Genomic DNA, 26,560 nt, shown 5'->3' with positions numbered 1-26,560 from the left:
CTGCTGTGGCGCCTGCCTCGACCCTCCTGGGGCCAAGCCAGGCGCCACAGCAGATCTACCGGGACACCCGCACCAGCTCCACCCGGCTCCCCCCGTCCTGCCTGCGCACCCGGATCTGGCAGTCGATGGCCTGCTTCATGGCCTCCACGTGGCTGATGAGGCCGACCATCCGGCCCTGGCCGAGCTTGTCCAGGACCCGCATGGCCTTCTCCAGGGTCTCGTCGTCCAGGGAGCCGAAGCCCTCGTCGATGAAGAGGGCGTCCAGCTCGATGCCGCCGCTGCGGCTCTGGATGACCTCGGCCAGGCCCAGGGCCAGCGACAGGGAGGCCAGGAACTTCTCGCCGCCCGACAGGGTGCGCACGCTGCGGGTGCCGTTGGCGTAGGCGTCGTGCACGTCGATCTCCAGGCCCGCGGAGCGGCGCTTGTCGTCCACCTCGGTGCGCAGCCGGAACCGGTAGCGGCCCCCGGAGAGCAGGTCCAGCTGGCGGGAGGCGTGCTCCAGCACCCGCTGCAGCCACCAGGCCAGGGCCCAGGAGGAGAACTTCATGCGCCGGCGGTTGGCGCCGTCCAGTTCCGCCGACAGCTGGATGAGGTCGGCGGAGGCCTCGGTGGCGGCCTGGAGCTCGTCCTGGAGCTGCTGGACGCGGCTCCGGCGCGAGCGGAAGGCCTCGAGGGCGGCGGCTGCCGCCTGCGCCTCGGCGGCGGCCCGGGTGAAGGCCCCGGCGGCTTCCTCCCGGGCGGCGTCCAGGGCCTCCAGGTCGGGGCGGGCCTTGCCGTCCAGTTCGGCATCCAGGGTCTGCAGGCGGGCCAGGCGGACCGCGCGGTCCTCGGCCGCCTTGCCCAGGGCGGCTTCGATCTCGAGGAGCCTCGCCGCCTCGCGCCGGGCCTGGAGCTGCTCTCCGGGCGATGCGAAACCGGAGGCCGCCAGGGCGGTCTCCATGGCCTCCTGGGCCGCGGCCAGGACCGCCCGGGCCTGGTCGAGGTGCTCCTTCCGGACTTCCAGGAGCCGGGTCAGGCTGGTCAGGGCGGCGTCGGCCTTCTCCCGCCGGGCGTCCAGGTCCGCCAGGGCCCCGTCCAGCTCCTCGATGCGGAGCCCGCGGGCGTCGTGCGCCGTTTGCGCCTCGCGCCAGGCCTTCACCGGGTCCTCGATGGCAAGGCCGAGGCTCCGCTCCAGGGCCTGGCGCTTCTCCCGGGCGGCGGTGTCGGCCTGCAGGGCCTCCTCGCGCTGGTTCCGGGCGGTGTCCCGGACGGTTTCCGCTTCCCTCAGCCTGCGCCTGAGGTCCTCGCGGCCCGCCAGAAGGTGCGCCTTCTCCCGGAGCCGCACCTCCAGCCCCGTTTGTATGGTCGTTAGGTTGGTCCGGGCGGCGTCGTAGGCGGCGATCTCGGGCCAGCCGGCCTCCTGCAGGCGAGCCAGGGCCTCGCCCTGGCGTTGCCCGGCCTCCTTCAGACGGCTGACGGCCAGGTCAGACGCCGAACGGGCCTTCTGGTCCGAGGCCATCAGGGCCGCATCCACGCGGGGCGGTTCCAGGGCCAGGGCCTCCGGGTCCAGATCCGGGTGCGGCAAAGCCGGATGCGGGTGGTCGGCGGAGCCGCAAACGGGGCAGGGGGAGCCCGGGGCGAGGCGGGTGGCCAGGGCCGCGGCGAGGTTGGCTTCGCGCAGCGCCCGGGCCGCTTCGACCCGGTCCACGTCCGCCCGCAGACGCTCTGCGGCTGCGCGGGCGTTCGTTTCCGCGCCCTCCACGGCCGCGCGCAGCTTCGTTTCCAGGCCGGGCCAGGCGCGCACCACGTCCGCGTCGGACTGCAGCCGGTCCAGCCGGGTGCGAAGGGGCGCGAGGCTGTTCCATTCCTCCTGGAGGGTCCCCCGGTCCCGCTCCACCGGTTCGAGGGCCTCCAGCCCCCGCTGGTTTTTCGAGACCTCCGCTTCCGCCGCCTCGAGGCCCTCCGTGGCCTTCGCGAAGGCCTCCGCGGCCCGGGCGCCTTCGCGCCAGACCGTGCCGAACGCCTTCAGGTCGTCGAGCCGCTTGAGGCTCAGAACCTGCTCGTCGCGCAATTTCATCAGGGCGGACCGTCGTTCCGGGGCGCCGTCCAGGTCCGGCTGGAGGCCGTCCCGTTCCCGCCGGGCCGCTTCCAGATCCACGCCGGCCTTCCGGCACGCCTCCTCGGTCTTCCCCAGGGCCGCTCCGGCGTCCTCCCGGGCCTTCACGGCGGGCTCGCAGGAGGCGGCGCCCCGCGCCCGCTCCCGTTCGCGTTCCAAGCCCTCCCGGTGGGCCCGGGCGTCCTCGTAGGCCTGCTCCCCGGCGCGGAGGGACGCCTGCTCCTGGAAGGCGGCTTCCGCCCGCCGGGCGTTCTGCGCCTCGCGCTGGGCCTCGTCGCGCAGCTTCAGGGCCAGGTCCCTGGCCGCGTCGGCGGCGCCGGCGGCCCCGCTCAGCTCCTCCTCCATGGTCTGGGCCTGGGCGGCGTCCTGGTGGGTCCCGCCCTGGGCCTCCTCCAGGCGCAGGCCCAGCTCCGTCTTGAGGTTCCTGGCTTCTTCGGCCCGCCTGCGCGCGTACTCCGCGAGCCGCTGGTGCTCCTTGATGGGGAAGAGCTTTTCGAGGATGGCCTCGCGCTCCCCGGTGCCCATCTCCAGGAACCGCTGGAAGTCGCCCTGGGGGAGCACGAGGATCTTGGCGAACTCGTCCTGGGTGAGGCCCAGGATGGCCTCGACCCGGGCGTCGATCTCGGATTTCCGGGAGGACAGGGTCACCCAGCCGGCCTCCCCCCACCTCTTCAGGTTGTGGATCTCCTCGGGCTTCCGGAAGCCGGCGCCCTTCTTCTTCGCCTCGAACCACGCCGGGGACCGGGTGGCGAGGTGGCGCACCCCGCGCACCTCGAATTCGAACTCGGCGAAGGTGCTCTCGCCGTCCGCGGCGAGCTTGGACCGCACCGAGGCCTCGGTGCGGGTGCCCAGGGGGGCGCCGTACAGCGCGTAGCAGATGCCGTCGAAGAGCGAGGTCTTGCCGGCCCCGGTGTCCCCGGTGATGAGGAAGAGGGGGTCCAGGTGGGTGAAATCCACCACCACGGGCTCCCCGGCGTAGGGGCCGAAGTTCTGCAGGGTCAGGCGCAGGGGCTTCATGCGGTCTCCCGGCGGGCGAGTTCGGCGGCGAGGACCGCGGCCAGGGCGGTGCGGCGCTCCAGCGCGTCGTCCTCCAGGCCCAGGTCGGCCACGAACTGCCGGTAGTCGGACAGGAGGTCCCCGGCGCGTTCCGCCGCGGGCGCGCCTTCCGCGGCCTCTCCGGCCTCGGGGCCGAGGTAGCACAGGTGCAGCAGGAACGGGAACCGCCCCTTGAGGAGCGCGAAGGGGTTGGCGCCGGCGTCCCGGGGATCCAGGGTGATCTCCACGAAGCTGTCCGCGTGGGCGGCGAAGGCCGGGTCCTCCAGGAGCTCCCGGAGGCCTCCCCGCAGGCGCGCGAGGGGGTGGGGCGGGTGGAGGGGGAGCTGCGTGACCGCGGGAGGCCGGCCCTTGGCGAGCTCCACCGCGAGCACGGCCTTGGCGTCGCCGGTCTCGGAGAAGGAGTAGGGCAGGGGGGAGCCGGAGTACCAGACCCCGTCCAGCACGCGCTGGCCCCGGTGCAGGTGCCCCAGGGCCGCGTAGTCGAAGGACGCGAAGAGCGCGGCCTCCACGTCGGTGGCGGTGCCCACCAGCACCCGCTCGGAATCCGAGGCGAGGGCCCCCCGGGCGAAGCAGTGGGCCATGGCCACCTGCACCGCCCCCGGGTCCTGGAGGGGCCGGATTCGCTCCACGGCCGCGGCCAGGGTCTCCTCCTGGGTGCGGATGCGCCGGTCCTCGCCGCCGCCGTCGCAGTCCCCCGCCCACAGGAAGGGGATCATCCACACCTGCATGCGGGAGCCCGCCGCGTCCCGGATCTCCACCGGGGTCTCCAGGGCGTCCGGGCCGCCCCGCACGTGGATCTTCGCCAGGGCCAGGGCGTCGGCCGCGTAGGCGATGCGGGTGGCGGAGTCGTGGTTGCCCGCGATGACCAGGAGGGGCAGGTCCGGACAGTCCGCGCGCAGGTCGCGCAGGAAGCCGCTCCAGAGGCGCACCGCCTCCTCCGAGGCGAGGCTTCGGTCGAAGACGTCGCCCGCGACGAGGAGCGCGTCGTACGGCTCGGCCCTGCAGTGCGCGATGAGCTGCCCAAGCACCTGCCGCTGGTCCTCCAGGAGCGGGAACTCGTGGAGGACGCGGCCCAGGTGCCAGTCCGAAGTGTGGAGAATGCGCATGGGGAGGTCCGTTCCGGTTGAGGCTAGATGGTACTCTGCCCCCGTGGGAGCGACAGGGGCTGACGAGGGTCCGGATGCGCTCCTTATGCATTTAACTATAGTTAATAAATGGGTTCACAAAATTAGAGTTGAATTGACAATTTGTGATGACCCCTTTACCCTCTCCCCATGATCGCCCGTGCCGCCAGCGAAACCCTGATGCGCCTCGCAAGGGGGTTCCCTATCGTTGCCATTACGGGGCCCCGCCAGTCGGGCAAGACGACCCTCGCCAAGGCCGCCTTCGCCGGGAAGGCCTACCTCAGTCTGGAGGACCCGGATCTCCGGGACCTTGCCGAATCCGATCCCCGGGGCCTCCTTTCCCGGTTCCCGGAAGGCGCGATCCTCGACGAGGTCCAGCGGGCGCCGAACCTGTTTTCCTACCTCCAGACCCAGGTGGACGAGAGCCTTCGTCCCGGCTCCTTCGTCCTTACCGGCTCCCAGCAGTTCGGGCTGCTTTCCGGCATCACCCAGACCCTTGCGGGGCGGGTCGGCCTGGTGCAGCTGCTCCCCTTCTCCATGGGCGAGCTGAGGGAGGCCGGGCGGCTGCCCGGAGACTTGGACGAATTCCTGCTCCGCGGATCCTACCCTCCCCTTCATGACCGGGATCTGGCTCCGGCGGACTGGCATGGGAACTACATCAGCACCTACGTGGAACGGGATGTGCGCCAGCTCATCGCCTTGCGGGACCTCTCCGCCTTCCAGAGGTTCATCAGGCTGTGCGCCGCGAGGGTTGGGCAGTTGCTGAACCTTTCTTCGCTCGCCGCGGATTGCGGTGTCTCCCACAACACCGCCTCCGCCTGGCTTTCGGTTCTCGAGGCCAGCTACATCGTCTTCCTCCTCCGTCCCCACTTCTCGAATTTCAGCAAGAGGCTGGTCAAGGCGCCAAAACTCTATTTCTGCGACACAGGTCTGGCAGGGTGGCTCCTGGGCATCCGGGAGCCGGCCCAGATGGCCTTCCACGCCCTGCGGGGTTCCCTCTTCGAGAATCTCGTGGTGACGGATCTCCTGAAGGCGCGCCTGAACCGGGGGGTGCCTCCCGACCTTCACTTCTGGCGCGACAGCCGAGGGCTGGAGGTGGATCTGGTGGTGGAGAAGGACGGAGGAATCCAGCCCATCGAGGTCAAGTCGGGGCGTACGATCGCGACGGATGCCTTCGATTCCCTGGACCGCTGGAATGCGCTCGCGGGCAGGACGGGAGGAGCCTCCTGGCTCGTCTATGGAGGCGAGGCCGCCCTGCGCCACGGCGGCGTGGAGGTCGTGCCCTGGAAAGGCCTGCCCGAACTGGAGGCCAGCCTGTAGCCGGCGGTGCGGTAGCATGGACTGGACCGCCAGGAGCCCGCTTGATCCAGATCTACGTCGACGCCGATGCCTGCCCCGTGAAGGACGAAGTGTTCAGGGTGGCCAGGCGGCACGGCCTGACGGTGCACGTGGTGTCCAACAGCCGCCTGAACCTGCCCCGGGACCCCCTGTTCAAGGCGGTGGTGGTGAGCGGGCGCTTCGACGCCGCCGACGACTGGATCGTGGAGCAGGCCGCGGCCGGCGACATCGCCGTCACCTCCGACATCCCGCTGGCGGACCGCTGCCTGAAGAAGGGGGCCCGGGTCCTGGATCCCAAGGGCCGCCTCTTCACCGAGGACTCCATCGTCGACGCGATGGCCAGCCGCGAGATCAGCGCCTTCCTGCGGGACATGGGCGAGCTCGGCACCGGTCCGAAACCCTACGCCCCCGCGGACCGCTCCCGGTTCCTGGGCGCCCTGGAGAACCAGATCCAGGCCCTGCTCAAGCTGGAGCGCACCCGCGCCCCCGGAAGGACGCCCCATGATTGACGTGATCACCCCGCTGCGCCTGAGCCTGCTCCTGACCGTGGCCCGGCACCCGGACGCCCCGAGGGAGAAGCTTCTCTCCCTGAAGGGGGTGCAGGCCGCCGACCTTGACTACCTTCTGCAGCACGACCTGATCCGGGAGGGGGAGGTGGGCAGGTACCGCATCTCGCGCATCGGCCAGATGGCGCTGAAGCGCTAGTGTAGGCCGCCAGAAGAACAGGTAACACCTTGTCCCCCCCCTTCGCCTCGGGTCCAGTTCAGGGCTTGGTGTTGACGAGTCGCTTGATGCCCCCGTCCTTGAGGGGCCAGTTATGAAAATTGATCAGCAGGCCCACTTCGAAATTTGCAAAGTGGAGGCAACTATTCAGTTGGGCGAAGTCGGCATCCGAAAACTTCGCAATGGCCTTCGCCTCGACGACCACCTTGTGGTCCACCACGATATCCATGATGTAGGCATTCTCGACGCACAATTCCTTGTAGGTGATGTCGAGGTGAACCTCGCGTAGGGCCTCGTGTCCGGCCAACCTGAGTTCATGGGCGAGGCAAGCCTTGTAGGCATTTTCCAGGAGTCCAGGCCCCAGAACTATCTGCACCCTGATGGCAGCGAGGATGATGGCTTCGGTGATATCTCGATGGGGATAGTTGTCGCCCCAATCTTCGCCCCAATGCCGACCCATGACTTCCTCCTTCGGGTCAGGAGTGCGCTCAATCACGCCGGGACGTTCAGGCCAGAATTCTTTCCTCGGTATCCTCGGCCTCCTCGGCGCCTCGGCGATGGGCTTTTCGACGGGTGCTTCGGCGCATGTAATCTTTGCGCCGAATGATACTTGAGAAAGCCATCGCCGAGGCGCCGAGGAGGCCGAGGATACCGAGGAAAAGAAAAAGGCAGGTTCGCCGTCAACCCTTGGCAGAGGCCGTCCGAATGGCCGCGAGGGCCTGCCGTGCTCGTGTCACCTTGGCGAGGATATCGTTCGCGGACGCGGTCCAAACAAATGGTTTCGGAGCGGCATTGTGTCTCGCGATATAGGTGTGGATCGCTGCTTCGAGTTCCGGGACGGATCTGAAAATACCCATTCGGATGCGGTTCTCCGTGATGTCCCGGAAAAATCGCTCCACCATGTTCAACCACGATGAACTGGTGGGGGTGAAGTGAACGTGGACCCTCGAATGGCCTTTCAACCAGCTTTTGACCGCCGGATGTTTGTGGGTGGCGTAGTTGTCGCAAATGATGTGCAGAGCGAGTCGCTTCGACGTACCCCGCTCAAGCCGCTTGAGGAACTTCAGCCACTCCTCATGGCGATGACGTGGCATCGTGGCCGAGATCACCGTACCATCCAGCGTGTTCATGGCCGCAAAGAGGGTGGTCGTTCCATTGCGCTTGTAGTCGTGCGTCATGGTGCCGCAGCGACCCTTCTTCATCGGTAGGCCAGGCTGAGTCCGGTCCAGGGCCTGAATCTGGCTCTTCTCATCTACGCTCAGCACGATGGCATGCTCCGGAGGGTCCAGATACAGGGCCACGATGTCCACCAACTTCTCTTCGAAATGAGGATCGTTACTTAACTTGAAACCAACGGTGCGGTGCGGCTTGAGGCCATTCTGACGCCAAATGCGTCCCACCGTGCTCTCGCTCACCCCGGTGGCCTGCGCCATGGAGGCCCGGCTCCAGTGCGTGGCATTGACGGGCTGTTCCTGCGTCGTCTTATGGAGCACCTCTTGCCCCTTCAAAGCAATCACCCAAGACTTCCGGCCTCGACCTGGGCGTTCCCTCTCGAGGCCATCGAAGCCCGCTTCCTCCCATCGCTTGAGGCATTGCCAAGCAGTCCGATGATCACAGCCCAAAGCCTGGCCGATGTCACGAAAGGACTCGCCAGAAGCTCGATGAAGAACAATCTTGGCCCGCAGGATGCTGCGCGCAGGCAAGGTCCGGCTCCGCGCCATTTCCTCAAGGCGTCTGAATTGCTCCACAGTTAGATCAACTCGCCCCACTTGCGCCAAAGTTCTCACCTGCCGCTTGGATGCGACGAGCTGTATTGGCGTTACAGGTATTTCTGGCGGCCTACACTAGGACGTGTCGGCATACCCAAAGCGATGAACAGCTGGGTTGTACTCATGGTTCGAAAGCGGTATCCAGATTCCATAAGGAGGTGGCTGGATGCCGAGGTGCATTCTGACTGACTTGATGTGGGACAAGTTGGTCGCGATCGCGTGTCGGGTCCTCTGGCTCAGGCTTTGACCAGCCTGTCTTTATCCTGCTTTTCCTTTCAATCCAATTCACATCCCCGTTAGAACCCGGCAGCGGGGGCCCCTGTTTCGGAGACAGTCTCCGCCTATTTCACGGGATAGGCCGGCACCGGCGGGAACGCGGGGGTGGGGTTCTCCTTGAGCTGCTTCAGGAGGGTCGCCACGCCCACCTCCAGCTGCCGGTCATGGCCGGCCAGGAAGCTGGCGGGGTCGTTCTCCACGCGGATGTCGGGGATGGCGCCCTCGTTCTCCACCCACCACTTGCCCTCCTTGCCGTAGAAGGCGTTGTTGGACTGCTCCACGCGGCCGCCGTCCAGGGTGATCTGGGTGTTGATGATGCCCACCAGGCCGCCCCAGCTGGGAACGCCGACGACGGGGCCCAGGTTCCGGGCCTTCACGTGGCTGAGGAAGGCCTCGCCGTCGCTGCCGTTCTGCTCGTTGCTCAGGAACACGTAGCGGCCGTCGGAGGCGGTGTTGGGCACCCGGAAGGGGGTCATGCCGCGCAGGACGTTGAAGCCGACCTGGTGATTCTCCAGCTTGGCGGCCATGAAGTACTCGGTCCAGCCCCCGTGGTTGCCGCGCACGTCCACCACGATGCCCTTGCGGTAGCGGAAGGCGCGCCAGAACTTGTCGAACTGGCCGATGTTGGGCGCGCCCATGGCGGACAGGTGCAGGTAGCCCAGCTGGCCCCCGGAGAGCTTCTCCACGGTGGCGACGTTGTCGGCGATCCAGCGTTCGTACCGCAGGGGGAACTCGTTGGAGATGGGCTCGACCTCCACGGTCCGGGCTCCGCCGGCCACGGGCCGGGTGTTGACGGTGAGAACGACCTTCTGGCCGGGCACGACCTGGAGGCGCTCGTAGACGGCCTCCGGGGCCTTGAGGGGCGTGCCGTCGATCGCGATGAGATACTCGCCCTCCTTCACCTTTCCGGCCAGGGGGCCCTTCAGTTCAGGGGCGTAGGGGGTGGGGCCCAGGATCCGCGTGAAGCGGTAGAGGCCTCCCTCCGCCGCCAGGTCCGCGCCCAGGAGGCCCGCGGCGCGCACGGGGCCGGGGGCGGGGGCGGGTCCGCGGTCGCCCCCGCCCACGTACGTGTGGCTCACGCACAGGTCGCCCACCATCTGGCTCAGCAGCCAGTTGAGGTCCTCCCGGCTGGTGAGCTGGGGCAGCCACTGGGCGTAGCGGTCATGGTCGGCCTTCCAGTCGCGTCCGTGCATGTTGGCGTCGTAGAAGAAGTCCCGGTACCAGCGCCAGGCGTCCTCGAAGATCTGCTTCCACTCCTCGCGGGGGACCACCGTGAGGGCCAGCCGGTCCAGGTTGACGCGCTCGGGAAGCGCCTTGGAGGCCAGCACGGCCTGGACGGGGCCGGCATGGACGGCGTCGGCCCTGCGCACATAGAGGCTGGCGCCGTCGGGGGAGAAGCCCCACTCGGCGACGGGGTCGGGCAGGACGGTCTCCTTCTTCGGCCCGGTCTCGAAGAAGTGCATCTGCCATTTGGTCTGGCCGCGGGGCCTGAAGACCTCCTCCACCACGGAGTCGTCCCAGCCTTCCACCGTGGAATAGCCCACGAGGCCCTTGCCGGCCTTGAGGTGGAAGATGTTGCCCGGCTTGACGGGCAGCAGCGCGGTGCGGTCCCCGAGCCCGTCCACGTCGATGCGGAACGGGCCCGCCCCGTTTTCCCGCAGGCCGACGGCCATGACCTGGACCGGGTTGGGCTCGATGGCGTTCATCTCGCCGGCGTCGAGGCGCACATGGAAGTTGTTGTAGCTCAGGTAGTAGAGGGTGGTCCCGTCCAGGTCGAAGCAGGGATTGAGGGAGTCGAAGAACCCGTCGGTGAGGGCGACCTTCTGCTTCGTCTTGAGGTTGTAGAGCCAGATGCGGTTGTTGCGGTTGGCCTCGGGGTACGAGTAGGCGATCCAGGTGGAGTCGGGGGCCCAGGCGTAGTCGGCCACCTCCCAGGTGAACTCGTCGTTCTTGAGGTTGGCGGAACCGTCGATGCGCTCGAGCCTGCCGGTGGCCACGTCCATGACGTAGATGGAGAAGCTCTTGTCGCCGAACATCAGCTTCTGGCCGTCGGGGCTCCAGGAGAGGTGGTAGAGCGTGGTGGCCAGGCCCGTGGCCAGGCGCGTGGCGGGGCCCCCCTCGGCGGGGCGGACGTAGAGGTCGTACTCGCCGCTGGCGTCGGAAAGGTAGGCGACGCGCTTGCCGTCCGGGGAGATCTCGGGGAAACGCTCGCGGACGCCGGGGGTCAGGGTGAGGTTCCTGGCGGATCCGGCGGCGTCGGCGGGAAGCGAGAACAGCTCGCCCCGGGCTTCCAGGAGGAGGCTCTTCCCTCCGGGCGCCAGGCGCACCGACTGGATGTAGTCCTTGGCGTTGATGGTGCGGGGGCCGAAGCGCCAGCCGTCGGTGGGCGCCGTGATCTCGAGGCGGCGGGCCTCACCCGTGGCGGGGTCCAGAAGGTGGAGGAAGCCCCCCTTGACGAAGACGACCTTGCGCCCGTCGGTGGCCGGCCACTGCACGTCGAAGTCCTTGTAGGAGGTCAGCGCCCTGGCGGCCCCCGTGGCCAGGTCGAGGGTGTGGAGGTTGGAGAAGCCCCCCTCGCCCCGGTCGGAGAGGAAGAGGACGCCGCCCTGGGCCGTCCACATGGGGTAGGCGCTCTTCCCGGGATGATCGGTGACCCGCCGCCAGGTGCCGGCCTTCACGTCCTCCAGCCAGAGCTCCGCGTGCAGGCCGCCCTTGTACCGCTTCCAGAAGTAGTCCTCGCTGCCCGTGGGGTTGAAGAGCACCTTCGATCCGTCGGGGGAGATGGCGGCCTGGAATGCGGTCTTGCCCAGCGGCAGGGCCTGGGGCTCGTGGCCCTGGAGATCCACCGACCAGATCTGGGTCATGGGGTTGCAGTCGCCCTGCACCGCGGCCCGGAAGAGCACCCGGGCCCCATCCGGAGACCAGCCCTGGACCGTGCACGCCCCGCGCCAGGTGAGGCGCCGGGGCGTACCCCCTCCGGCGGGCATCACGTACACGTTGCTGCCCCCGTCATACTGGCCGGTGAAGGCCAGCCATTTCCCGTCCGGGCTGAAGCGCGCCGCGAACTCCGCGCCGGGATGGCTCGTGAGCCTCCGGGCGGGCCCGCCCTTGACGGTGCCGGTCCAGAGGTCGCCCTCGTAGGTGAAGACCACCTCGTCCCCGTGGATGTCGGGATAGGTCACGAACCGGGGCAGGTCGCTCTGTCCCAGGAGGAGGGAGGGAGCCAGGACGAGGGCGTGGCAGAGGTTGGGGCGCATCGGGCCTCCGGAGGGTTGGGTTCCCCAGTTTACCTCAAAACCCGATGCATGCCCGTCATCCCGGGTCGGCCCCGAAGACGCCGGGGAGGGATGTTCCGCAGCGGACGCAGTCGCCGCGGGGCGTGAGGTCCCACCGCGTCAGGCGGTACCCGTCCCGGCCGATGAGGAGGTGCCCGCACCCCGCGCACACGGTGGCGCTGCCTTCGGGTTCCCGGACGTTGCCCAGGTAGACGTGGCGCAGGCCGTTGCGCAGGCCGGTGTTCCGGGCTTCCAGGAGCGTGGCGGCGGGGGTCGGGGGGAGCGCGGTGAGCTTCCAGGCGGGGTGGAAGGCCGTGAAGTGGAGCGGGACGTCGGGCCCGAGGTTGTCCGCGACCCAACCGGTGAGGGCGTCCAGTTCCGCGGGGGAGTCGTTGGCGCCGGGGATGAGGAGGGTGGTGACCTCCAGCCAGGTGCGCGTCTCCCGGCGCACGTACTTCAGGGTGTCCAGCACCGGCCCCAGGCGCCCGGCGCAGTACCGCCGGTAGAAGCCGTCGGTGATGCCCTTGAGGTCGATGTTGACGGCGTCCATGTGCCGGTAGAACTCCGCGCGGGGTTCCGGGCACTGGTAGCCCGCGGTCACGGCCACGGTGGCCAGGCCCAGCTCCCGGCAGGCCTGGGCGGTGTCCACGGCCTGCTCGTGGAAGACCACGGGGTCGTTGTAGGTGAAGGCGACGCCTCGGCAGCGGCGGGCCAGGGCCATGCGGGCCACGGCCTCCGGTGCGGCGCCGTCCGTGAGCAGGGCCTCGGCGCTCGCGCGGCTGATGTCCCAGTTCTGGCAGAACCGGCAGCCCAGGTTGCAGCCCAGGGTGCCCAAGGAGAGCACCTGGGTGCCCGGCAGGAAATGGTAGAGGGGCTTCTTCTCGATGGGGTCGGCGCACAAGCCGCTGGACCGGCCAGGGCCGCGCAGCACCATGGCGCCGCCCTCGTTGCCCCGCATGAGGCAGTAGCCCCGCTGGCCCTCCCGCAGGCGGCAGCGGCGGGGACAGAGTCCGCAGGCCACGGCCCCGCCCTCCAGGCTGCGCCAGAAGCGTGCGGAGGGAGACTGCGTCGCAGGCACCATGGTTCCCTCGGATGAGCACAATTTCGGTCATTGACAGGGGGGCGCGCAACCCGGATGTTGGGACGGACAAGCTAGTTCGTTCGGCTGCGGAGGTCCCCCATGGGCCACATTCGCCAGCCCGCCTTCGCCGGCTCCTTCTACCCCGCCGATCCCCTGCGGCTGCGGGCCCTGGTGCAGGGCTGCCTGGGGAAGGCGCGGCCCGGGGGCGCGGCGCCCCTGGCCGTCATCGCTCCGCACGCGGGCTACGTCTACTCCGGCCCGGTGGCGGGCCAGGCCTTCGCCAGGCTGGGCCTGGGCCGGGACCGGATCCGCCGGGTGGCGGTGCTGGGACCTTCCCACCGGGTGGCCTTCCGGGGGCTGGCTTTGAGCGGCGCCGGCGGGTTCGCCACGCCCCTGGGCACGGTGCCCGTCGACCGGGAGGGTTCCGACGGGCTCCTGGACCTGCCCGCCGTGTGCCTCCTGGAGGCCGCCCACGAGCTGGAGCACAGCCTCGAGGTGCAGCTGCCCTTCCTGCAGGAGGTGCTGGGCGCCTTCACGCTGGTGCCGGTGGTGGTGGGGGAAGCGGGACCCGGCGAGGTGGCCGGGGTGGTGGAGCGGCTCTGGGAGGAGGCGGGGACGGCGGTGGTGGTCTCCTCCGACCTGAGCCACTACCTGACGTCGGCGGAAGCGCGGAAGATGGACCTGGCCACGGCCGAGGCCATCCGGCGCCTGGACGCGGCCGCCCTGGGCGACGAGGCCGCCTGCGGCTGCGCGCCGGTGCGCGGGCTCCTGGTGGCGGCGCGCCGCCGCGGGCTGGAAGCCGAGGTCCTCGACGTGCGCAATTCCGGCGACACGGCCGGGGGCCGGGACCGGGTGGTGGGCTATGGCGCCTTCGCTTTCGCCTGAAGCCGTCCTGGGAGCCACCGGGCGCCAGCTGCTCCTGGACCTGGCGCGGGCCTCCATCCGCCACGGCGTGGAGGCGGGGACGCCCCTGCCGGTGGAGCTGGCCCTGCTGCCGCCCGCCCTGGCCCGCCCCCGCGCCACCTTCGTCACCCTCCGCCGCTGGGGGGAGCTGCGCGGCTGCACGGGCCGCCTCGAGGCCACGCGTCCCCTGGCCCGGGACGTGGCGGACAACGCCTTCGCCGCGGCCTTCCTGGATTCCCGGTTCCCGCCGCTGCGGGCCCGGGACCTGGAGGACCTGGAGGTGTCCATCTCCATCCTCACCCGGCTCCGGCCCCTGGAATTCGCCTGCGAGGCGGACCTGGTCCGCCGGCTGGTGCCGGGCCGGGACGGCCTGGTCCTGTGCGCGGGGGCCCTGCGGGCGACCTTCCTGCCCTCGGTGTGGAAGGAACTGCCGGACCCCTGGGAGTTCCTGAGGGAACTCAAGCTCAAGACCGGGTGCAGACGGATCGGCCGGGCCCTGCGCTACCGGGCCCTGCAGATCCCCTAGCGACTCATGAGTAATCCATGTAGAATCGGGGGCATTTCCAGCAAGGGCGCTCCGGTGACACGCCACTACCTCCTCCAGGATCCAACCCGGTTCCAGCAGGCCGCCATCCAGTCCGTGTTCCAGTGCCTGGAGCAGAGCGAAGGCACCCTCATCGTGGACAAGGACGCCCGGGTCGTCTGGATCTGCGAGCGGTACGCCGCCCGGCTCGGCGTGGACCCCGTCAAGGCCCTGGGCCAGGTGGTGGAGGAGGTGATCCCCGGAAGCCTCATGCGCCAGGTGCTTGTCACCGGCAAGCCGCACCTCCTGGACCTCTTCCACGTCGCGGGGCAGAACTTCGTGGTCATCCGCATGCCGGTGAAGGACGAGGACGGCACGGTCGTGGGTGCCGTGGCCTTCGCCCTTTTCAGCGACCTGGAGCCCCTGCGGCCCATGCTCGAGACCTACTCCCGGCTCCAGACGGACCTGGCCCGGGCGCGGCAGAAGCTGGCCGAGGCCCGGCGCGCCAAGTACACCTTCTCCTCCCTCATCGGCATCAGCCCCAAGACGATGGAGGCCAAGCGCCTGGGGCGCCGCGCGGCCCTCCTGGAGGCGCCGGTGCTCCTCACCGGCGAGACCGGCACCGGCAAGGAGCTCCTGGCCCACGCCATCCACGCGGGAGGGCCCCGGGCCGAGAAGCCCTTCGTGGCGGTGAACGTGGCCGCGGTGCCCGAGAACCTGCTGGAGGCCGAGTTCTTCGGGGTGGCGCCGGGGGCCTACACCGGAGCGGACCGCAGGCCCCGCCCCGGCAAATTCGAGCTGGCCGACGGCGGCACCCTGTTCCTGGACGAGATCGGCGACATGCCGCTGCCCCTCCAGGCCAAGCTCCTGAGGGTGCTCCAGGACCACGAGGTCGAGCCGCTCGGATCCAACCGGGTCATCACGGTGGACGTGCGGATCCTGGCCGCCACCAGCCGGGACCTGGAGGCCATGGTCGCCGAGGGGCGGTTCCGCAAGGACCTCTTCTACCGCCTCAACGTCCTCTGCATCCCCCTGCCGCCCCTGCGGGAGCGCCCCGGGGACCTGGACCTGCTCTGCGAGCACCTCCTGGAGGCCGCCGGCCTGAGGACGGGCAGCGTCGGGCGGGAGCTGAGCCCCGGCGCCATGGATCTCCTCCGGCGCCACGCCTGGCCCGGCAACGTGCGCGAACTGGGCAACGTCCTGGAGCGGGCCATGATGAACAGCGACGAGCACATCCTGGACGTCCAGGACTTCCAGGGCCTGGTGAAGCCCGGCCAGGCGCCGCCCGTCCCGGCCGGGCCGGATCTTAGCTACTCTGAGGCCGTGGCGCAGGCGGAGCGGAGCATCCTGACGGCCGCGCTCCAGGCCTGCAACGGCAGGGCCGCCGACGCCGCCAGGCGCCTGGGCATGTCCAGGGCCACCTTCTACCGCCGAATGGGTGAACTGCAGGCTGCGTCCCGGAACTGAGACGTGTCGCACGATGGAGACCCGGATTCCGGTCCCGGTGTCTCAAACCCGGGACGCGGCGCCTGGCGGGGGTTGTTTAACTGCTTATTCCGTGCGGTTTAGAATGTTGGCATCCCCATTGCGATACGCCAGCCGACCTTTCGACAGGAGCCGCCATGCACGCCCCAGCCCCCGCCGCCCAGGAACCCCGTCTGCGCAGGAGCAAGGTCACGTCCGTGGCCGGGGCGGTCGCCATCATCAAGGACGGGGACGTCATCTCCACCGGCGGCTTCGCCGGCATCGGATTCGCCGAGAACGTGGCGCTGGTCCTCGAGAAGCGCTTCCTCGAGACCGGGTCCCCCCGGGACCTGACGCTCTTCTTCGCCGCGGGGCAGGGGGACGCCGGGGAGCGGGGCGTGAACCACCTGGCCCATCCGGGCCTGCTCCGGCGGGTCATCGCGGGGCACTGGGGCCTGACCCCCAAGCTCCAGAAACTCGTCTTCGCCGAGCAGATCGACGCCTACAACCTGCCCCAGGGCGTCATCGCGCACATGTTCCGGGATATCGCCGCAGGCAAGCCGGGAACCATCAGCCACGTGGGCCTGGGCACCTTCGTGGACCCGGAATTCGGGGGCGGCAAGCTCAACGCCCGAACCACGGCGGACGTGGTCGAGCGCATCGTCATCCACGGCCGGGACTACCTCCTCTACAACGCCTTCCCCATCCAGATCGGGATCATCCGCGGCACCACCGCCGATCCCGACGGCAACGTCACCATGGAGCGGGAGGCCCTCACGCTCGAGGCCCAGGCCATCGCCATGGCCGTGCACAACAGCGGCGGCAAGGTGATCGTCCAGGTGGAGCGCATCGCCGAGCGGGGCACGCTCAATCCCAGGGAGGTGAAGGTGCCCGGAGTCCTTGTGGATTACGTGGTGGTCGCCGAGCGTCCCGAGTACCACATGCAGACCTTCCTGGAGCAGTACAACGCCGCGTACAGCGGCGAGATCCGCGTGCCTCTCTCCTCCCTGGCTCCCATGGCCCTCGACGAGCGCAAGGTCATCGCCAGGCGCGCCGCCATGGAACTCGAGCCGGACTGCATGGTGAACCTGGGCATCGGCATGCCCGAGGGCATCTCCTCGGTCGCGGTGGAGGAAGGCGCCTCCGGGCTCATGACCCTGTCCACGGAGCCCGGGGTCATCGGCGGCGTTCCGGCCGGGGGCCTGAGCTTCGGCGCGGGCACCAATGCCGCCGCGGTCATCGACCAGCCCTCCCAGTTCGATTTCTACGACGGAGGGGGCCTCGACCTGGCGTTCCTGGGCCTGGCCCAGGCGGACGCCCGCGGCAACCTGAACGTCAGCAAGTTCGGCCCGCGCCTCGCCGGCGCCGGAGGCTTCATCAACATCTCCCAGTCGGCCAAGACCGTGGTGTTCGTGGGCACCTTCACCGCCGGCGGCCTGGACGTGGCCGTGGAGGAGGGCCGCCTGACCATCCGCAAGGAGGGTTCGGCACGCAAGTTCGTCAAGGAGGTGGAACACCGCACCTTCAGCGGCGAGGTGGCCTTCCGCCAGGGCCAGAAGGTGCTGTACGTCACCGAGCGCTGCGTCTTCCGCCTCATGGAAACCGGCCTGGAGCTCACCGAGATCGCCCCCGGCGTGGACCTGGAGCGGGACATCCTCGGTCGGATGGATTTCGTCCCGGCCATCGCCGGGGATCTCCGCCTGATGCACCCGGCCATCTTCCGGCCGGAACCCATGGGGCTGCTGGCCCTTTTGTCCCCGCGGCCGGAATGAATCCGGAACCGGCCGCCCGGAGCGCGTCCCAGGCCCGAAACACCTGATCCTTCCCACCCCCTTCATCCCCTGCATACGGTTCATCCCCGTTCCAGCAGGGCTGGCGCGGGGATGAACCGGATCGAAGGGATGGATGGAATGAGATCCGCCTACTTCCCCTTCTGGATCGCCTCCGTCAGCGCCGGCACCAGCTCCAGCAGGTCGGCCACGATCCCCACGCTGGCGGCCTGGAAGATGGGCGCCTTGGGATTCTTGTTCACGGCCACGAGGAAGGGGCTGCCCTTGATGCCGCCCAGGTGCTGGAAGGAGCCGCTGATGCCCAGGGCCAGATAGACCTTGGGCTTGACGGTCTGGCCCGAGGTCCCCACCTGCCGGGGCTTCTCCAGCCACTTGGCGTCCACGATGGGGCGGGAGCAGCAGAGGGCCGCGCCCATGGCCTCGGCAAGCTCCTCCACCAGGGCGATGTTCTCCTTGTCCCCGATTCCCCGGCCCACGGACACCAGCACGTCCTCGCGGGTGATGTCGATGTCGCCGGCCTCGGCCTGCACCAGCTTGACGAAGCGGCGCCGGGCGGAAAGGCCCCCGGCGTCGGCGGACCGGTCCACCACCCTGCCCCCGGCGGACCGGGACGGCTCGGCCTTGAAGGCGCCGGAACGCAGGGTGACCACGGCGCCGCCGGACACGTCACAGGCCACGTGGGCCGACACCTGGCCGCTGAACTCCTGGCGCACGGCCTGCAGGGAGGTCCCCTCGAGGGGGCTTCCGCCCACCACGTCGGGCAGGTAGGCCGCGCCCAGCTTCACGGCGAGTCCGGGGCCCAGGTCCATGCCGAGGGTGCTGTGGGGCAGGAGCACCAGGGCGCCGGGGGGCAGGACCCTGGCCAGGAGCGGGCGGAGCAGTTCGGCGTTGGGATAGGCCAGGGCCTCCTGGTCGAACTTCCACACCTCGGCGAAGGAGGCGGCGGCCTCCTGGCACGCGGCCTCCAGGGAGGGGCCGGAGCCGGCCACCAGGGCGACGGGGTCTGCGCCCGGGAACAGCGTGCGGACGGCAGCGAGGAGCTCCAGGGCGGAGTCGTCGGCCCTGCCGCCGGCATGGGCGATGTAGGCGAAGACGGTAGCCATCACTTGATCCCTCCCTTGGCCTTCAGGAGCCCCAGCAGCTGCCCGGCCAGCTCGGCCGTGGTCCCCGTGAGCATGTCCGCCCCGGCTCCCGCCGGGGGCACGAAGTAGTCGAGGCGCCGGACCTTCGCCGCCGCGGGCGTCACGCCCAGGGCCGCGGCGTCCAGCACCGGGATCTCCACGGAGGCCACCTTGCGGATGCCCCGGAGGCCCACGTAGCGGGGCTCGTTGATGCCGGTCTGGATGGAGAGGACGCAGGGCAGGTCGATGTCGCTGACCTCCTGGGTGCCGCCCTCGATCTCGCGGCCCACCCTCAGGCGGGACCCGTCCACCTCGACGAGGTTCACGAGGGACGCGAAGGGCCAGTCCAGGAGGGCCGCCAGCATGCCGCCCACCTGGGCGGCGCCGTCGTCGGCCAGGGCCCCGGTGAGCACCAGGTCGTAGGCGCCCTTGCGCACGGCCGCGGCCAGGATGGTCGCCAGGCCCAGGCCGTCGGCGCCGGCGAAGGCGGGGTCGGACAGCAGCAGGCCCTGGTTGGCGCCCATGGCCATCTCGCGGCGCAGCACCTCCTCGGCGTCGCCGTCGCCCACGGTGACCACGGTGACGCTGCCCCCCTCCCGCTCGACGATCTGGATGGCCTCCTCCACCGCATAGTTGTCCCACTCGTTCACTGAGTAGACGAGGTCGTCGCCGCGGATGGCCCCGCCCTCCACGGCGATCTCGTTCTCCGCGGCGTCGGGAACGCGCTTCACGCAAACCAGGATCTCCATTCCTCTCCTCCGGGGTCAGTCGTTCTGAAGGTGGCCGTCGACCAGTTCGCACAGGTCGATGGCTTCCATCTTGCCTTCGAGGCCGGCCACCTTGATGGCGTCCTCGATGTTGGTGAGGCAGTAGGGGCAGGCGGTGACGATCACGTCGGCCCCGGCCTTGCGGGCCATCTCGACCCGGACCACGCCCATGCGCTGCTCCTCGTGGGGCTCGTAGAAGAGCATGAGGCCGCCCCCTCCGCAGCAGAAGGAGCGGTCCCGGCAGTTGCCCTCCATCTCCACGCGCTTGAGGCCCGGGATGGCGTCCAGGGCCTGGCGGGGCGCGTCGTAGACCCCGTTGTGGCGGCCCAGGTAGCAGGGGTCGTGGTAGGTGTAGGTGCGGCCGTCGGCGGGGGTCCGCATGCGCAGCTTGCCGCTTTCGATCCCGGCGGCGATGAGCTCGCTCATGTGCTGAACCGGGGGAATCCCCGGGTAGTCGTGCTTGAGGGCGTTGTAGGCGTGGGGGTCGTTCGTGACGATGCGCCGGGCCTGGGAGGCCCGGATGCCTTCGGTGTTCTGCTCCTTCAGGCTCTGGAAGAGCATCTCCTCGCCGAATCGCCGCACGTCGTGGCCGCTGTCCTTCTCGTCCTTGCCCAGCACCACGAAGTCGACGCCGGCCTTGTCGAGGATCCGGGCCGAGGCCTGGGCGATCTTCTGCATGCGGTCGTCGTAGCTGGTGATGCTGTCCACGAAGTAGAGGGCCTCGGCGGTGTCGCCCTTGTCCACCTGCTTGACGGAGGCGCCCGCATGCGCACACCAGTCGGCGCGCTTCTTCTCGAGCTTGCCCCAGGGATTGCCGCGCTTCTCGATGGCGCCCAGGGGCTTCTGCATGGACTGGGGCACGAGGCCCTCGTCCACCATGCCCCGGCGCAGGTCCACGATCTTGTCCACGTATTCGATGCCCAGGGGGCACTCCTCCTCGCAGGCGCCGCAGGTGGTGCAGCTCCAGATCTCGTCCTCGCTGAAGATGCTCCCCACGAGGGGCTTGCCTTCCACCGCGGAACCCAGGAGCGGATAGTGGGCGAAGGCGTAGTCCCGGGCCTTGATGCTGATGAAGCGGGGGGAGAGGGGCCGCTTGACGAAGTTGGCCGGACACCGGTCCGAACACCGTCCGCAGTCCGCGCAGCTGTAGAAGTCCAGCATGTGCTTCCAGGTGAAGTCCTCGAACTTCTTGACGCCGAAGGATTTGATCTCGTCAAGCTGCGCGTCGCCGACGCCGTGGCGAACCGGCTTGACGTTGCCGGTCTCCACCCGCATCCAGAACACGTTGAAAAGGGAGGTGATGACGTGGAAGTGCTTGCCCAGGGGAAGGAAGCACAGGAAGAGGAAGAACGTGAGGTCGTGGACGGCGTACCCGGCGAGGTTCAGGTGCCCCAGCACCGGCACCGGGGCCGAGGCCAGGGCGTGGCGGAAGGCCCAGGCCAGGGTCAGGGGAGAGGCGGTGCCGCCGGCGGCGGCCAGGAGGCTGCCTTCGAAGAGGCTCTCGGACAGGAGCAGGGTGAGGATCATGCCCAGGATCAGGAGGGCTTCCGGGGTGTGGTCCTTGCCCATGTCCGCCGGAACGGCGTAGCGGGCCGGCTTGAAGGCGGCACGGCGCACGGCGAGGATGGCCACGGCCACGAACGTGGCCGTGGCGGCATAGTCCTTGAGCACGTCGTAAGCGTGGCCGAAGCCCGGCAGGGAGAACCCGTCGATGAAGCCCAGGAACACCAGCTGGGTCGAGCGCGCGCCCAGGACCAGGAAGCCGAAGAAGAGGATGATGTGCAGGACCCCCGCCAGCAGGTAGCGGGGGTGCCGCCACTGGGCGAGCCAGATCTTCAGGACCAGCAAGAGGCGGGCCCCGGTCTGGCCGCGCCGGGGATCCGGCGCGGCCCGGAGCAGGGGCTCCAGGCGCCGGCGGATGATCCAGGCGAAGACCGCCAGGCCCGCCAGGGGGATGAGGAGGAACGGGATCCTGGCGGGAAGGCCCGCCAGGGTTGCGGTGGCCGGCGAGAAGGGTGTCATGTTCACTTGCCGCCGAAGGCGTCCTCGGGGATCTCCACCGCGATGGCGCAGCCGGAGAGGATGGCGTCCATGCGGCCCAGGGCCACGGGGAGGAGGACCGCGTTGAAGAACTGGGCGCTCCGGATCTGGCCTTCGTAGAACGCGATGTCCTTCTCCTTGCCGCCCACCGCCAGGGCCTCGGCCGCGACCTTGGCCCGCCACAGGAGCTGCCAGCCCAGGACCACGTCGCCGCACACCTCCATGAAGGGGTGGGCGTGGGCGGCGGCCGTGAGGAGGTCGCCGTAGAGGGCGGTGGTGCCCATGTGGCGGGCCACCTCCTCCAGGCGGATCACGGCGGGTTCGAGGGCCTCGGCCAGGGGCGCGGCGCGGTCCACGTCCCGGGCCTCGGCCAGGGTCGCGCGGAACGCCTCGAACAGGTCCATGATGGGCCGGCCCTGGTTCTGGCCGAGCTTGCGGCCCAGCAGGTCCATGGCCTGGATGCCGTTGGTGCCCTCGTAGATGGCCGTGATCCGGCAGTCCCGCAGCAGCTGCTCCATGGGGTATTCGCGGATGTAGCCATAGCCGCCGTAGACCTGGACGCCCAGGCTGCAGACGTCGAAGCAGCGCTCGGTGACGTAGCCCTTGGCGATGGGGATGAGGAAGTCGATGATGCCCTGGAGCCGGGCCTTCTCGTCGGCGTCGGTGGAGACCGCGATGCTGTCCGAGCAGTGGGCGAGGTAGTAGAAGAGGCTGCGGATGCCCTCCACGTAGACCTTCATGAGCATGAGCATGCGGCGCACGTCGGGGTGCTGGATGATGGGCACGGCGGGGGCGCTCTTGTCCATCATCTTGAGCAGGTGCCGGCCCTGGAGGCGGGTGCGGGCGTAGTTCACGGCGTACAGGTAGGAAGGGCTGGCGCAGGAGAGGCCCTGGTTGCCCACCATGAGCCGGGCGTCGTTCATCATCATGAACATGGCCCGCATGCCCTTGTTGGCCTCGCCCAGGAGGGTGCCCCGGCACCCGCCCTTGCCGCCCAGGGCGATGGAGCAGGTGGCGTTGCCGTGGATGCCCATCTTCTCCTCGATGCCGGTGCAGACCACGTCGTTGGGTTCGCCGAGGCTGCCGTCGTCGTTCACGCGGATCTTGGGCACCACGAAGAGCGAGATGCCCGCGGTGCCGGCCGGCGCCCCCTCGATGCGGGCCAGCACCGGGTGGATGATGTTGGGGGTCAGGTCGTGCTCGCCGCCGGAGATGAAGATCTTGTTCCCCGTGATGGTGTAGGTGCCGTCGGGGTTGGGGGTGGCGGTGGTGGTGAGGGCGCCCACGTCCGAGCCCGCCTCGGGCTCGGTGAGGAGCATGGTGCCCGTCCACTCGCCGCTGAAGAGCTTCTTGAGGTAGAGGCGCTTCTGGGTGTCCGTGCCGAAGGTCTCGATGAGCTTGCCGGCCCCGTGGGTGAGCCCGCCGTGCATCATGAAGGCGAAGTTGGCCCCCATGAGGTAGTCGGAGGCCGCCGTGGCCACGACGCGGGGCATGCCCTGGCCGCCCCACTCCGGGTCCTCGGTCATGGCGAGCCAGTCGCCCGCGCGCAGGGCCTTCCAGGCCTTGTGGAAGGACTCCGGCACCTTGACCCGGCCCTCGTCGAACCGGGCCCCGACGCGGTCCCCGTCCACCTGGGTGGGGAGGATCTCCTTCACGGCCAGGTTCCGGGCTTCGTTGATGATCAGGTCGATCGACTTCCGGCTGAAGTCCGCAAAGCGGTCATGCGTGCTTAGGGTCTCGACCTTCAGCTGCTCGTGAAGGACGAAGTCGATATCCCTGCGGTCCGCAAGAATCTGAGCCATAGTGCCTCCGTATCGGTGAGGAAACCTTGTGGGCTGGATTGTCAGGTACTATACGCGTTCGAAGACGGTGGCGATGCCCTGTCCGAGGCCGATGCACATGGTGGCCACGCCGGTCGAACGGTTGCTTGCCTTCATGAGGTGGAGGAGGGTGGTGGTGATGCGGGCCCCCGAGCAGCCAAGCGGGTGCCCCAGGGCGATGGCGCCGCCGTTGAGGTTGACCTTCTTTTCCACCTGGTCCCGCAACTGCAGATCCTTGAGGACCGGCAGGGCCTGGGCGGCGAAGGCCTCGTTGAGCTCCCACAGCTCGATGTCGCCGGCCTTCATCTGGGCGCGGGCCAGGGCCTTCTTCACGGCCGGCACGGGGCCGTAGCCCATGATGGAAGGATCCACACCGGCGGTGGCCATGGCCTTGACCCGGGCCATGGGGGTCAGGCCGAGGGCCTTGGCCCGGTCCAGCGACATGACCAGGAGGGCCGAGGCCCCGTCGGAGATGGCCGAGGAGTTGCCGGCGGTGACGGTGCCGTTCCTGGGGTCGAAGGCGGGCTTGAGGGCCGCCAGGGCCTCCAGGGTGGAATCGGGGCGGATCACCTCGTCGAAGTCGTAGAGGCGGGAGAAGCCGTTCTCGTCGTGGCCCTCCACCGGGACGATCTCGTCCTTGAACCGGCCTTCCGTGGCCGCGGCATGGGCCTTCTGGTGCGAGCGCAGGGCGAACTGGTCCTGGGAGGCGCGGTTGATGCCGTGCATCTTCGCCAGCACCTCGGCGGTGAGGCCCATCATGCCCGAGGCCTTCGCGGCGTGCTTGCTGAACGCGGGATTGGGGTCCACGCCGTGGGACATGGGGAGGTGGCCCATGTGCTCCACCCCGCCCACCACGAACACCTCGCCGTTGCCCGTCATGATGGCCATGGCGGCTGCGTGCAGGGCCTGCATGGAGGAGCCGCAGAGTCGGTTCACGGTCTGGGCGCTGGCGGTGTGGGGGATGGCGGTCATGAGGGAGGCGAACCGCGCGATGTTGAAGCCCTGCTCCAGGGTCTGCTGCACGCAGCCCCAGATCACGTCCTCCACCTCGGCCGGATCGACCTTGGGGTTGCGCTGGAGGAGCGCGGTGATCATGGCCGCCGAGAGGTTCTCGGCGCGGACGTTGCGGAACATGCCCCCCTTGGACCGGCCCATGGGCGAGCGCACGGCATCGACGATGACGACGTCTTTCATCGCTATTTCTCCTGATGGAAGCCGAGACCGGCTTCGGCGAGCTTTTGCATCTGGGCCGTGGGTTCATAGAGCCTGCCGAGCCGCTTGAGCTTCTCCGCCTTCTCGCAGAGTGCCCGGAGGCCCACGGCGTCGGCGTATCTCAGGGCCCCTCCCCGGAAGGGCGGGAAGCCCAGGCCGTACACCAGGCCGATGTCGACCTCCACGGGCGTGGCGACGATCCGGTCCTCGAGGCAGCGCGAGCACTCGATGATCATGGGGAGCATCATGCGGTCGATGATGTCCTGGTCCGTGACGGGCGCGGCGTCCGCGCGCGCCAGGGACTGGAGGATCGCCGGGACCTCCGGGTCGGCCTCCTTCTTCGGGGCGCCCTTCCTGTCCGGCACGTAGGCGTAGAAGCCCTTGCCGTTCTTCTGGCCGAAGCGCTTGAGTTCGAACATGGCCTCGATGGCGGTCCTTCCTTCGTGGGCCATGCGGTCGGGGAATTCCCGTGCCATGACGGCGTCGGCGTGGTGGGCCGTGTCGATGCCGACGACGTCCAGCAGGTAGGCGGGCCCCATGGGCCAGCCGAACTTCTCCATGACCTTGTCGATGCGCTGGAAGTCCACGCCCTCGTTCACCAGCATGATGAACCCGGCGAAGTAGGGGAACAGCACCCGGTTCACCAGGAACCCGGGGCAGTCGTTGACGACGATGGGGGTCTTGCCCATGGCCAGGGCGTAGCCCACGGTGGTGGCCACCGCGCGCTCGGAGGACGCGCGGCCCCGGATCACCTCCACCAGGGGCATCTTGTGCACGGGGTTGAAGAAGTGCATGCCGCAGAAGTTCTGAGGCCGCTTGAGGCCCTCGGCCAGGCGCGTGATGGAGATGGTGGAGGTGTTGCTGGCCAGGATGGCGTCCTCCCGCACCTGCCCTTCCACCTCCGCCAGGACGGCCTTCTTGACCTGCTCGTTCTCCACCACGGCTTCCACGGCCAGGTCGACGGCCTTGAAGTCCCCGTAGGAAAGGGTTGGCCGGATGCGGGTGAGCACGTCGGCCATGGCCGCCGCGGTGAGCTTGCCCCGCTCAACGCGCTTGACCAGGAGCTTGTCGGCCTCGGCCAGGCCCAGGTCCAGGGCCTTCTCGGCGATGTCCTTCATGACGATGCGGGTGCCCCGGGAGGCGGACTGGTACGCGATGCCCCCGCCCATGATCCCGGCCCCCAGCACGGCGGCCGATTCCACCTTGGCCCCGGCCTTGGCCAGCTTCTTGGCCACCTTGCCCACGTAGTGGTCGCCCAGGAAGATGGTCACCAGGTTGTAGGCGGTGGGCGTCTTGGCCATGCGCGCGAAAGCGGCGGCCTCGATGGCCAGCGCGTCGTCCCGGCCCCGGGTGGCGCCCCGCTGCATGGCCTCGATGGCCGCCACGGGGGAGGGGTAGTTGGGGCCGGCCTTGGCGGCCACGAAGGCCTTGGCGCCCTCGAAGACCATCATGGTCTCGGTGGGGTTGAGCTTGAGCGGGGAGACCTTCTCCAGCCGCCGGGCCTTCCAGTCCCGGCGCCCGGCCATGGCCTGGGCCAGGAGGTCCAGGGCGGCCTCCCGGACCTTGGCGGGGGGCACCACGGCGTCCACCGCGCCGATCCTGAGGGCCTCCTCCGCGCCGTGCTGGTCGCCGCCGGCGATCCACTCGATGGCGTTGTCGGCCCCGGTGAGGCGGGACAGGCGCACCGTGCCGCCCCAGCCCGGGAAGATGCCGAGCTTGGTCTCGGGGACGCCGATGCGGGTGTCCGAGGCCATGACCCGGTAGCTGGTGGCCAGGCAGAACTCGAGGCCGCCCCCGAAGGCGAAGCCGTTGATGGCCGTCACGGAGGGGAAGGGGAAGTCCTCCACCGTGGAGAAGATTTTGTCCACTTGCAGCAGCCATTCGGCGAGCTGGTCCTCCGGATTCTTGAAATATTCAGTAAATTCCGTGACGTCGGCCCCAACGATGAAGCAATCCTTGCCGCTTGTGACCAGCAATCCACGGACCTCGGGGTCGGCTTTGATCAGGCCGATCGCTTCCGCCAATTCGGAGAGTGTGGCTTTGTTGAACTTGTTGACGGAGTCATCCTTCAGGTCGAACCGGAGCTCGACCCTTCCGCCTTCGAGCATGGAACACTGGATGGACTGGCCTTCGAATTTCATGGTGCGGGTGCTCCTATAAATTGACCGGGTTGTCCTGGGGTG

The 26,560-nt window shown here is 69.2% G+C and carries 19 protein-coding genes; 7 read left to right on the top strand and 12 right to left on the bottom strand.

Annotated elements, in window-relative coordinates:
• Positions 1–55: 55 nt before the first annotated feature.
• Positions 56–3,112, bottom strand: coding sequence for an AAA family ATPase (locus tag ACZ5MC_RS17405; RefSeq protein ID WP_464516363.1), 3,057 nt, complete (start codon positions 3,110–3,112; stop codon positions 56–58).
• Complete coding sequence (locus tag ACZ5MC_RS17400; protein ID WP_306601748.1) at positions 3,109–4,257, bottom strand: metallophosphoesterase family protein; 1,149 nt, start codon at positions 4,255–4,257, stop codon at positions 3,109–3,111. The genes ACZ5MC_RS17405 and ACZ5MC_RS17400 overlap by 4 nt, the downstream gene beginning before the upstream one ends.
• 168 nt (positions 4,258–4,425) lie before the next feature.
• On the opposite strand from ACZ5MC_RS17400, the gene ACZ5MC_RS17395 reads away from it, so the two are divergent.
• The 3 genes from ACZ5MC_RS17395 to ACZ5MC_RS17385 are packed head-to-tail and all read left to right on the top strand — an operon-like array spanning position 4,426 to position 6,318.
• Positions 4,426–5,595, top strand: a complete 1,170-nt coding sequence (locus tag ACZ5MC_RS17395) for an ATP-binding protein (protein WP_373432552.1) — start codon at positions 4,426–4,428, stop codon at positions 5,593–5,595.
• 41 nt (positions 5,596–5,636) lie between these two features.
• Entirely contained in the window at positions 5,637–6,122 is a 486-nt protein-coding gene (locus ACZ5MC_RS17390) for a YaiI/YqxD family protein (protein WP_464516362.1), read from the top strand.
• Complete coding sequence (locus ACZ5MC_RS17385; protein ID WP_306601745.1) at positions 6,115–6,318, top strand: hypothetical protein; 204 nt, start codon at positions 6,115–6,117, stop codon at positions 6,316–6,318. The genes ACZ5MC_RS17390 and ACZ5MC_RS17385 overlap by 8 nt, the downstream gene beginning before the upstream one ends.
• A gap of 58 nt (positions 6,319–6,376) precedes the next feature.
• Here the strand turns inward: ACZ5MC_RS17385 and ACZ5MC_RS17380 are convergent, their stop codons facing one another.
• The 4 genes from ACZ5MC_RS17380 to amrS all read right to left on the bottom strand — a co-directional run bounded on the left by ACZ5MC_RS17380 (position 6,377) and on the right by amrS (position 12,737).
• Positions 6,377–6,796, bottom strand: coding sequence for a GxxExxY protein (locus ACZ5MC_RS17380; RefSeq protein WP_306598196.1), 420 nt, complete (start codon positions 6,794–6,796; stop codon positions 6,377–6,379).
• Between the two features lie 220 nt (positions 6,797–7,016).
• On the bottom strand, positions 7,017–8,057 hold the full coding sequence (locus ACZ5MC_RS17375) for an IS630 family transposase (protein WP_464516361.1): 1,041 nt from the start codon (positions 8,055–8,057) through the stop codon (positions 7,017–7,019).
• Between the two features lie 389 nt (positions 8,058–8,446).
• Entirely contained in the window at positions 8,447–11,638 is a 3,192-nt protein-coding gene (locus tag ACZ5MC_RS17370; RefSeq protein ID WP_464516360.1) for a S41 family peptidase, read from the bottom strand.
• Positions 11,639–11,693: 55 nt separating this feature from the next.
• The gene (gene amrS / locus ACZ5MC_RS17365) at positions 11,694–12,737 is read right to left on the bottom strand and encodes an AmmeMemoRadiSam system radical SAM enzyme (protein ID WP_306601743.1); all 1,044 of its coding nucleotides are present in this window, start codon (positions 12,735–12,737) and stop codon (positions 11,694–11,696) included.
• Between the two features lie 99 nt (positions 12,738–12,836).
• On the opposite strand from amrS, the gene amrB reads away from it, so the two are divergent.
• The 4 genes from amrB (at position 12,837) to ACZ5MC_RS17345 (ending at position 17,399) form a co-directional block, all read left to right on the top strand.
• The gene (amrB, locus tag ACZ5MC_RS17360; RefSeq protein WP_306601742.1) at positions 12,837–13,622 is read left to right on the top strand and encodes an AmmeMemoRadiSam system protein B; all 786 of its coding nucleotides are present in this window, start codon (positions 12,837–12,839) and stop codon (positions 13,620–13,622) included.
• Positions 13,600–14,166 carry an AmmeMemoRadiSam system protein A gene (gene amrA, locus ACZ5MC_RS17355; protein WP_306601741.1) on the top strand — a complete coding sequence of 189 codons (567 nt, stop codon included), beginning with the start codon at positions 13,600–13,602 and terminating at the stop codon, positions 14,164–14,166. The genes amrB and amrA overlap by 23 nt, the downstream gene beginning before the upstream one ends.
• Positions 14,167–14,220: 54 nt before the next feature.
• The gene (locus tag ACZ5MC_RS17350) at positions 14,221–15,630 is read left to right on the top strand and encodes a sigma-54 interaction domain-containing protein (RefSeq protein WP_306601740.1); all 1,410 of its coding nucleotides are present in this window, start codon (positions 14,221–14,223) and stop codon (positions 15,628–15,630) included.
• 155 nt (positions 15,631–15,785) lie between these two features.
• Positions 15,786–17,399: an acyl CoA:acetate/3-ketoacid CoA transferase gene (locus tag ACZ5MC_RS17345; protein WP_306601739.1), complete on the top strand. Its 1,614-nt coding sequence runs from the start codon at positions 15,786–15,788 to the stop codon at positions 17,397–17,399.
• Positions 17,400–17,548: 149 nt separating this feature from the next.
• On the opposite strand, the gene ACZ5MC_RS17340 is transcribed toward ACZ5MC_RS17345, so the two are convergent.
• From ACZ5MC_RS17340 to fadB, 6 genes are read right to left on the bottom strand one after another with little or no spacing between them, the layout of a single operon-like run.
• The gene (locus ACZ5MC_RS17340; RefSeq protein WP_306601738.1) at positions 17,549–18,520 is read right to left on the bottom strand and encodes an electron transfer flavoprotein subunit alpha/FixB family protein; all 972 of its coding nucleotides are present in this window, start codon (positions 18,518–18,520) and stop codon (positions 17,549–17,551) included.
• Positions 18,520–19,287 carry an electron transfer flavoprotein subunit beta/FixA family protein gene (locus ACZ5MC_RS17335; RefSeq protein WP_306601737.1) on the bottom strand — a complete coding sequence of 256 codons (768 nt, stop codon included), beginning with the start codon at positions 19,285–19,287 and terminating at the stop codon, positions 18,520–18,522. Before ACZ5MC_RS17335 ends, ACZ5MC_RS17340 begins: the two co-directional genes overlap by 1 nt.
• A gap of 15 nt (positions 19,288–19,302) precedes the next feature.
• Positions 19,303–21,327, bottom strand: coding sequence for a (Fe-S)-binding protein (locus ACZ5MC_RS17330; RefSeq protein WP_464516359.1), 2,025 nt, complete (start codon positions 21,325–21,327; stop codon positions 19,303–19,305).
• A 2-nt stretch (positions 21,328–21,329) separates the two neighbouring features.
• On the bottom strand, positions 21,330–23,147 hold the full coding sequence (locus tag ACZ5MC_RS17325; protein ID WP_306601735.1) for an acyl-CoA dehydrogenase: 1,818 nt from the start codon (positions 23,145–23,147) through the stop codon (positions 21,330–21,332).
• Positions 23,148–23,195: 48 nt separating this feature from the next.
• On the bottom strand, positions 23,196–24,359 hold the full coding sequence (fadA, locus tag ACZ5MC_RS17320) for an acetyl-CoA C-acyltransferase FadA (RefSeq protein WP_306601734.1): 1,164 nt from the start codon (positions 24,357–24,359) through the stop codon (positions 23,196–23,198).
• Positions 24,360–24,361: 2 nt separating this feature from the next.
• A complete protein-coding gene (gene fadB / locus ACZ5MC_RS17315; RefSeq protein WP_464516358.1) occupies positions 24,362–26,518 on the bottom strand; it encodes a fatty acid oxidation complex subunit alpha FadB in 2,157 nt (718 codons plus the stop codon).
• Positions 26,519–26,560 lie beyond the last annotated feature (42 nt).

This window comes from Mesoterricola sp. JemC181 (assembly GCF_055384585.1).
This window is presented reverse-complemented; position numbering and strand designations above follow the sequence as displayed.

What these genes read in the sequence shown, in the direction of transcription:
- ACZ5MC_RS17405 (WP_464516363.1), bottom strand. Translation starts at nt 3,112, where the DNA reads ATGAAGCCCCTGCGCCTGACCCTGCAGAACTTCGGCCCCTACGCCGGG.
- ACZ5MC_RS17400 (WP_306601748.1), bottom strand. Translation starts at nt 4,257, where the DNA reads ATGCGCATTCTCCACACTTCGGACTGGCACCTGGGCCGCGTCCTCCAC.
- ACZ5MC_RS17395 (WP_373432552.1), top strand. Translation starts at nt 4,426, where the DNA reads ATGATCGCCCGTGCCGCCAGCGAAACCCTGATGCGCCTCGCAAGGGGG.
- ACZ5MC_RS17385 (WP_306601745.1), top strand. Translation starts at nt 6,115, where the DNA reads ATGATTGACGTGATCACCCCGCTGCGCCTGAGCCTGCTCCTGACCGTG.
- ACZ5MC_RS17380 (WP_306598196.1), bottom strand. Translation starts at nt 6,796, where the DNA reads ATGGGTCGGCATTGGGGCGAAGATTGGGGCGACAACTATCCCCATCGA.
- ACZ5MC_RS17375 (WP_464516361.1), bottom strand. Translation starts at nt 8,057, where the DNA reads ATGGCGCGGAGCCGGACCTTGCCTGCGCGCAGCATCCTGCGGGCCAAG.
- ACZ5MC_RS17370 (WP_464516360.1), bottom strand. Translation starts at nt 11,638, where the DNA reads ATGCGCCCCAACCTCTGCCACGCCCTCGTCCTGGCTCCCTCCCTCCTC.
- amrS (WP_306601743.1), bottom strand. Translation starts at nt 12,737, where the DNA reads ATGGTGCCTGCGACGCAGTCTCCCTCCGCACGCTTCTGGCGCAGCCTG.
- amrB (WP_306601742.1), top strand. Translation starts at nt 12,837, where the DNA reads ATGGGCCACATTCGCCAGCCCGCCTTCGCCGGCTCCTTCTACCCCGCC.
- amrA (WP_306601741.1), top strand. Translation starts at nt 13,600, where the DNA reads ATGGCGCCTTCGCTTTCGCCTGAAGCCGTCCTGGGAGCCACCGGGCGC.
- ACZ5MC_RS17345 (WP_306601739.1), top strand. Translation starts at nt 15,786, where the DNA reads ATGCACGCCCCAGCCCCCGCCGCCCAGGAACCCCGTCTGCGCAGGAGC.
- ACZ5MC_RS17340 (WP_306601738.1), bottom strand. Translation starts at nt 18,520, where the DNA reads ATGGCTACCGTCTTCGCCTACATCGCCCATGCCGGCGGCAGGGCCGAC.
- ACZ5MC_RS17335 (WP_306601737.1), bottom strand. Translation starts at nt 19,287, where the DNA reads ATGGAGATCCTGGTTTGCGTGAAGCGCGTTCCCGACGCCGCGGAGAAC.
- ACZ5MC_RS17330 (WP_464516359.1), bottom strand. Translation starts at nt 21,327, where the DNA reads ATGACACCCTTCTCGCCGGCCACCGCAACCCTGGCGGGCCTTCCCGCC.
- ACZ5MC_RS17325 (WP_306601735.1), bottom strand. Translation starts at nt 23,147, where the DNA reads ATGGCTCAGATTCTTGCGGACCGCAGGGATATCGACTTCGTCCTTCAC.
- fadA (WP_306601734.1), bottom strand. Translation starts at nt 24,359, where the DNA reads ATGAAAGACGTCGTCATCGTCGATGCCGTGCGCTCGCCCATGGGCCGG.
- fadB (WP_464516358.1), bottom strand. Translation starts at nt 26,518, where the DNA reads ATGAAATTCGAAGGCCAGTCCATCCAGTGTTCCATGCTCGAAGGCGGA.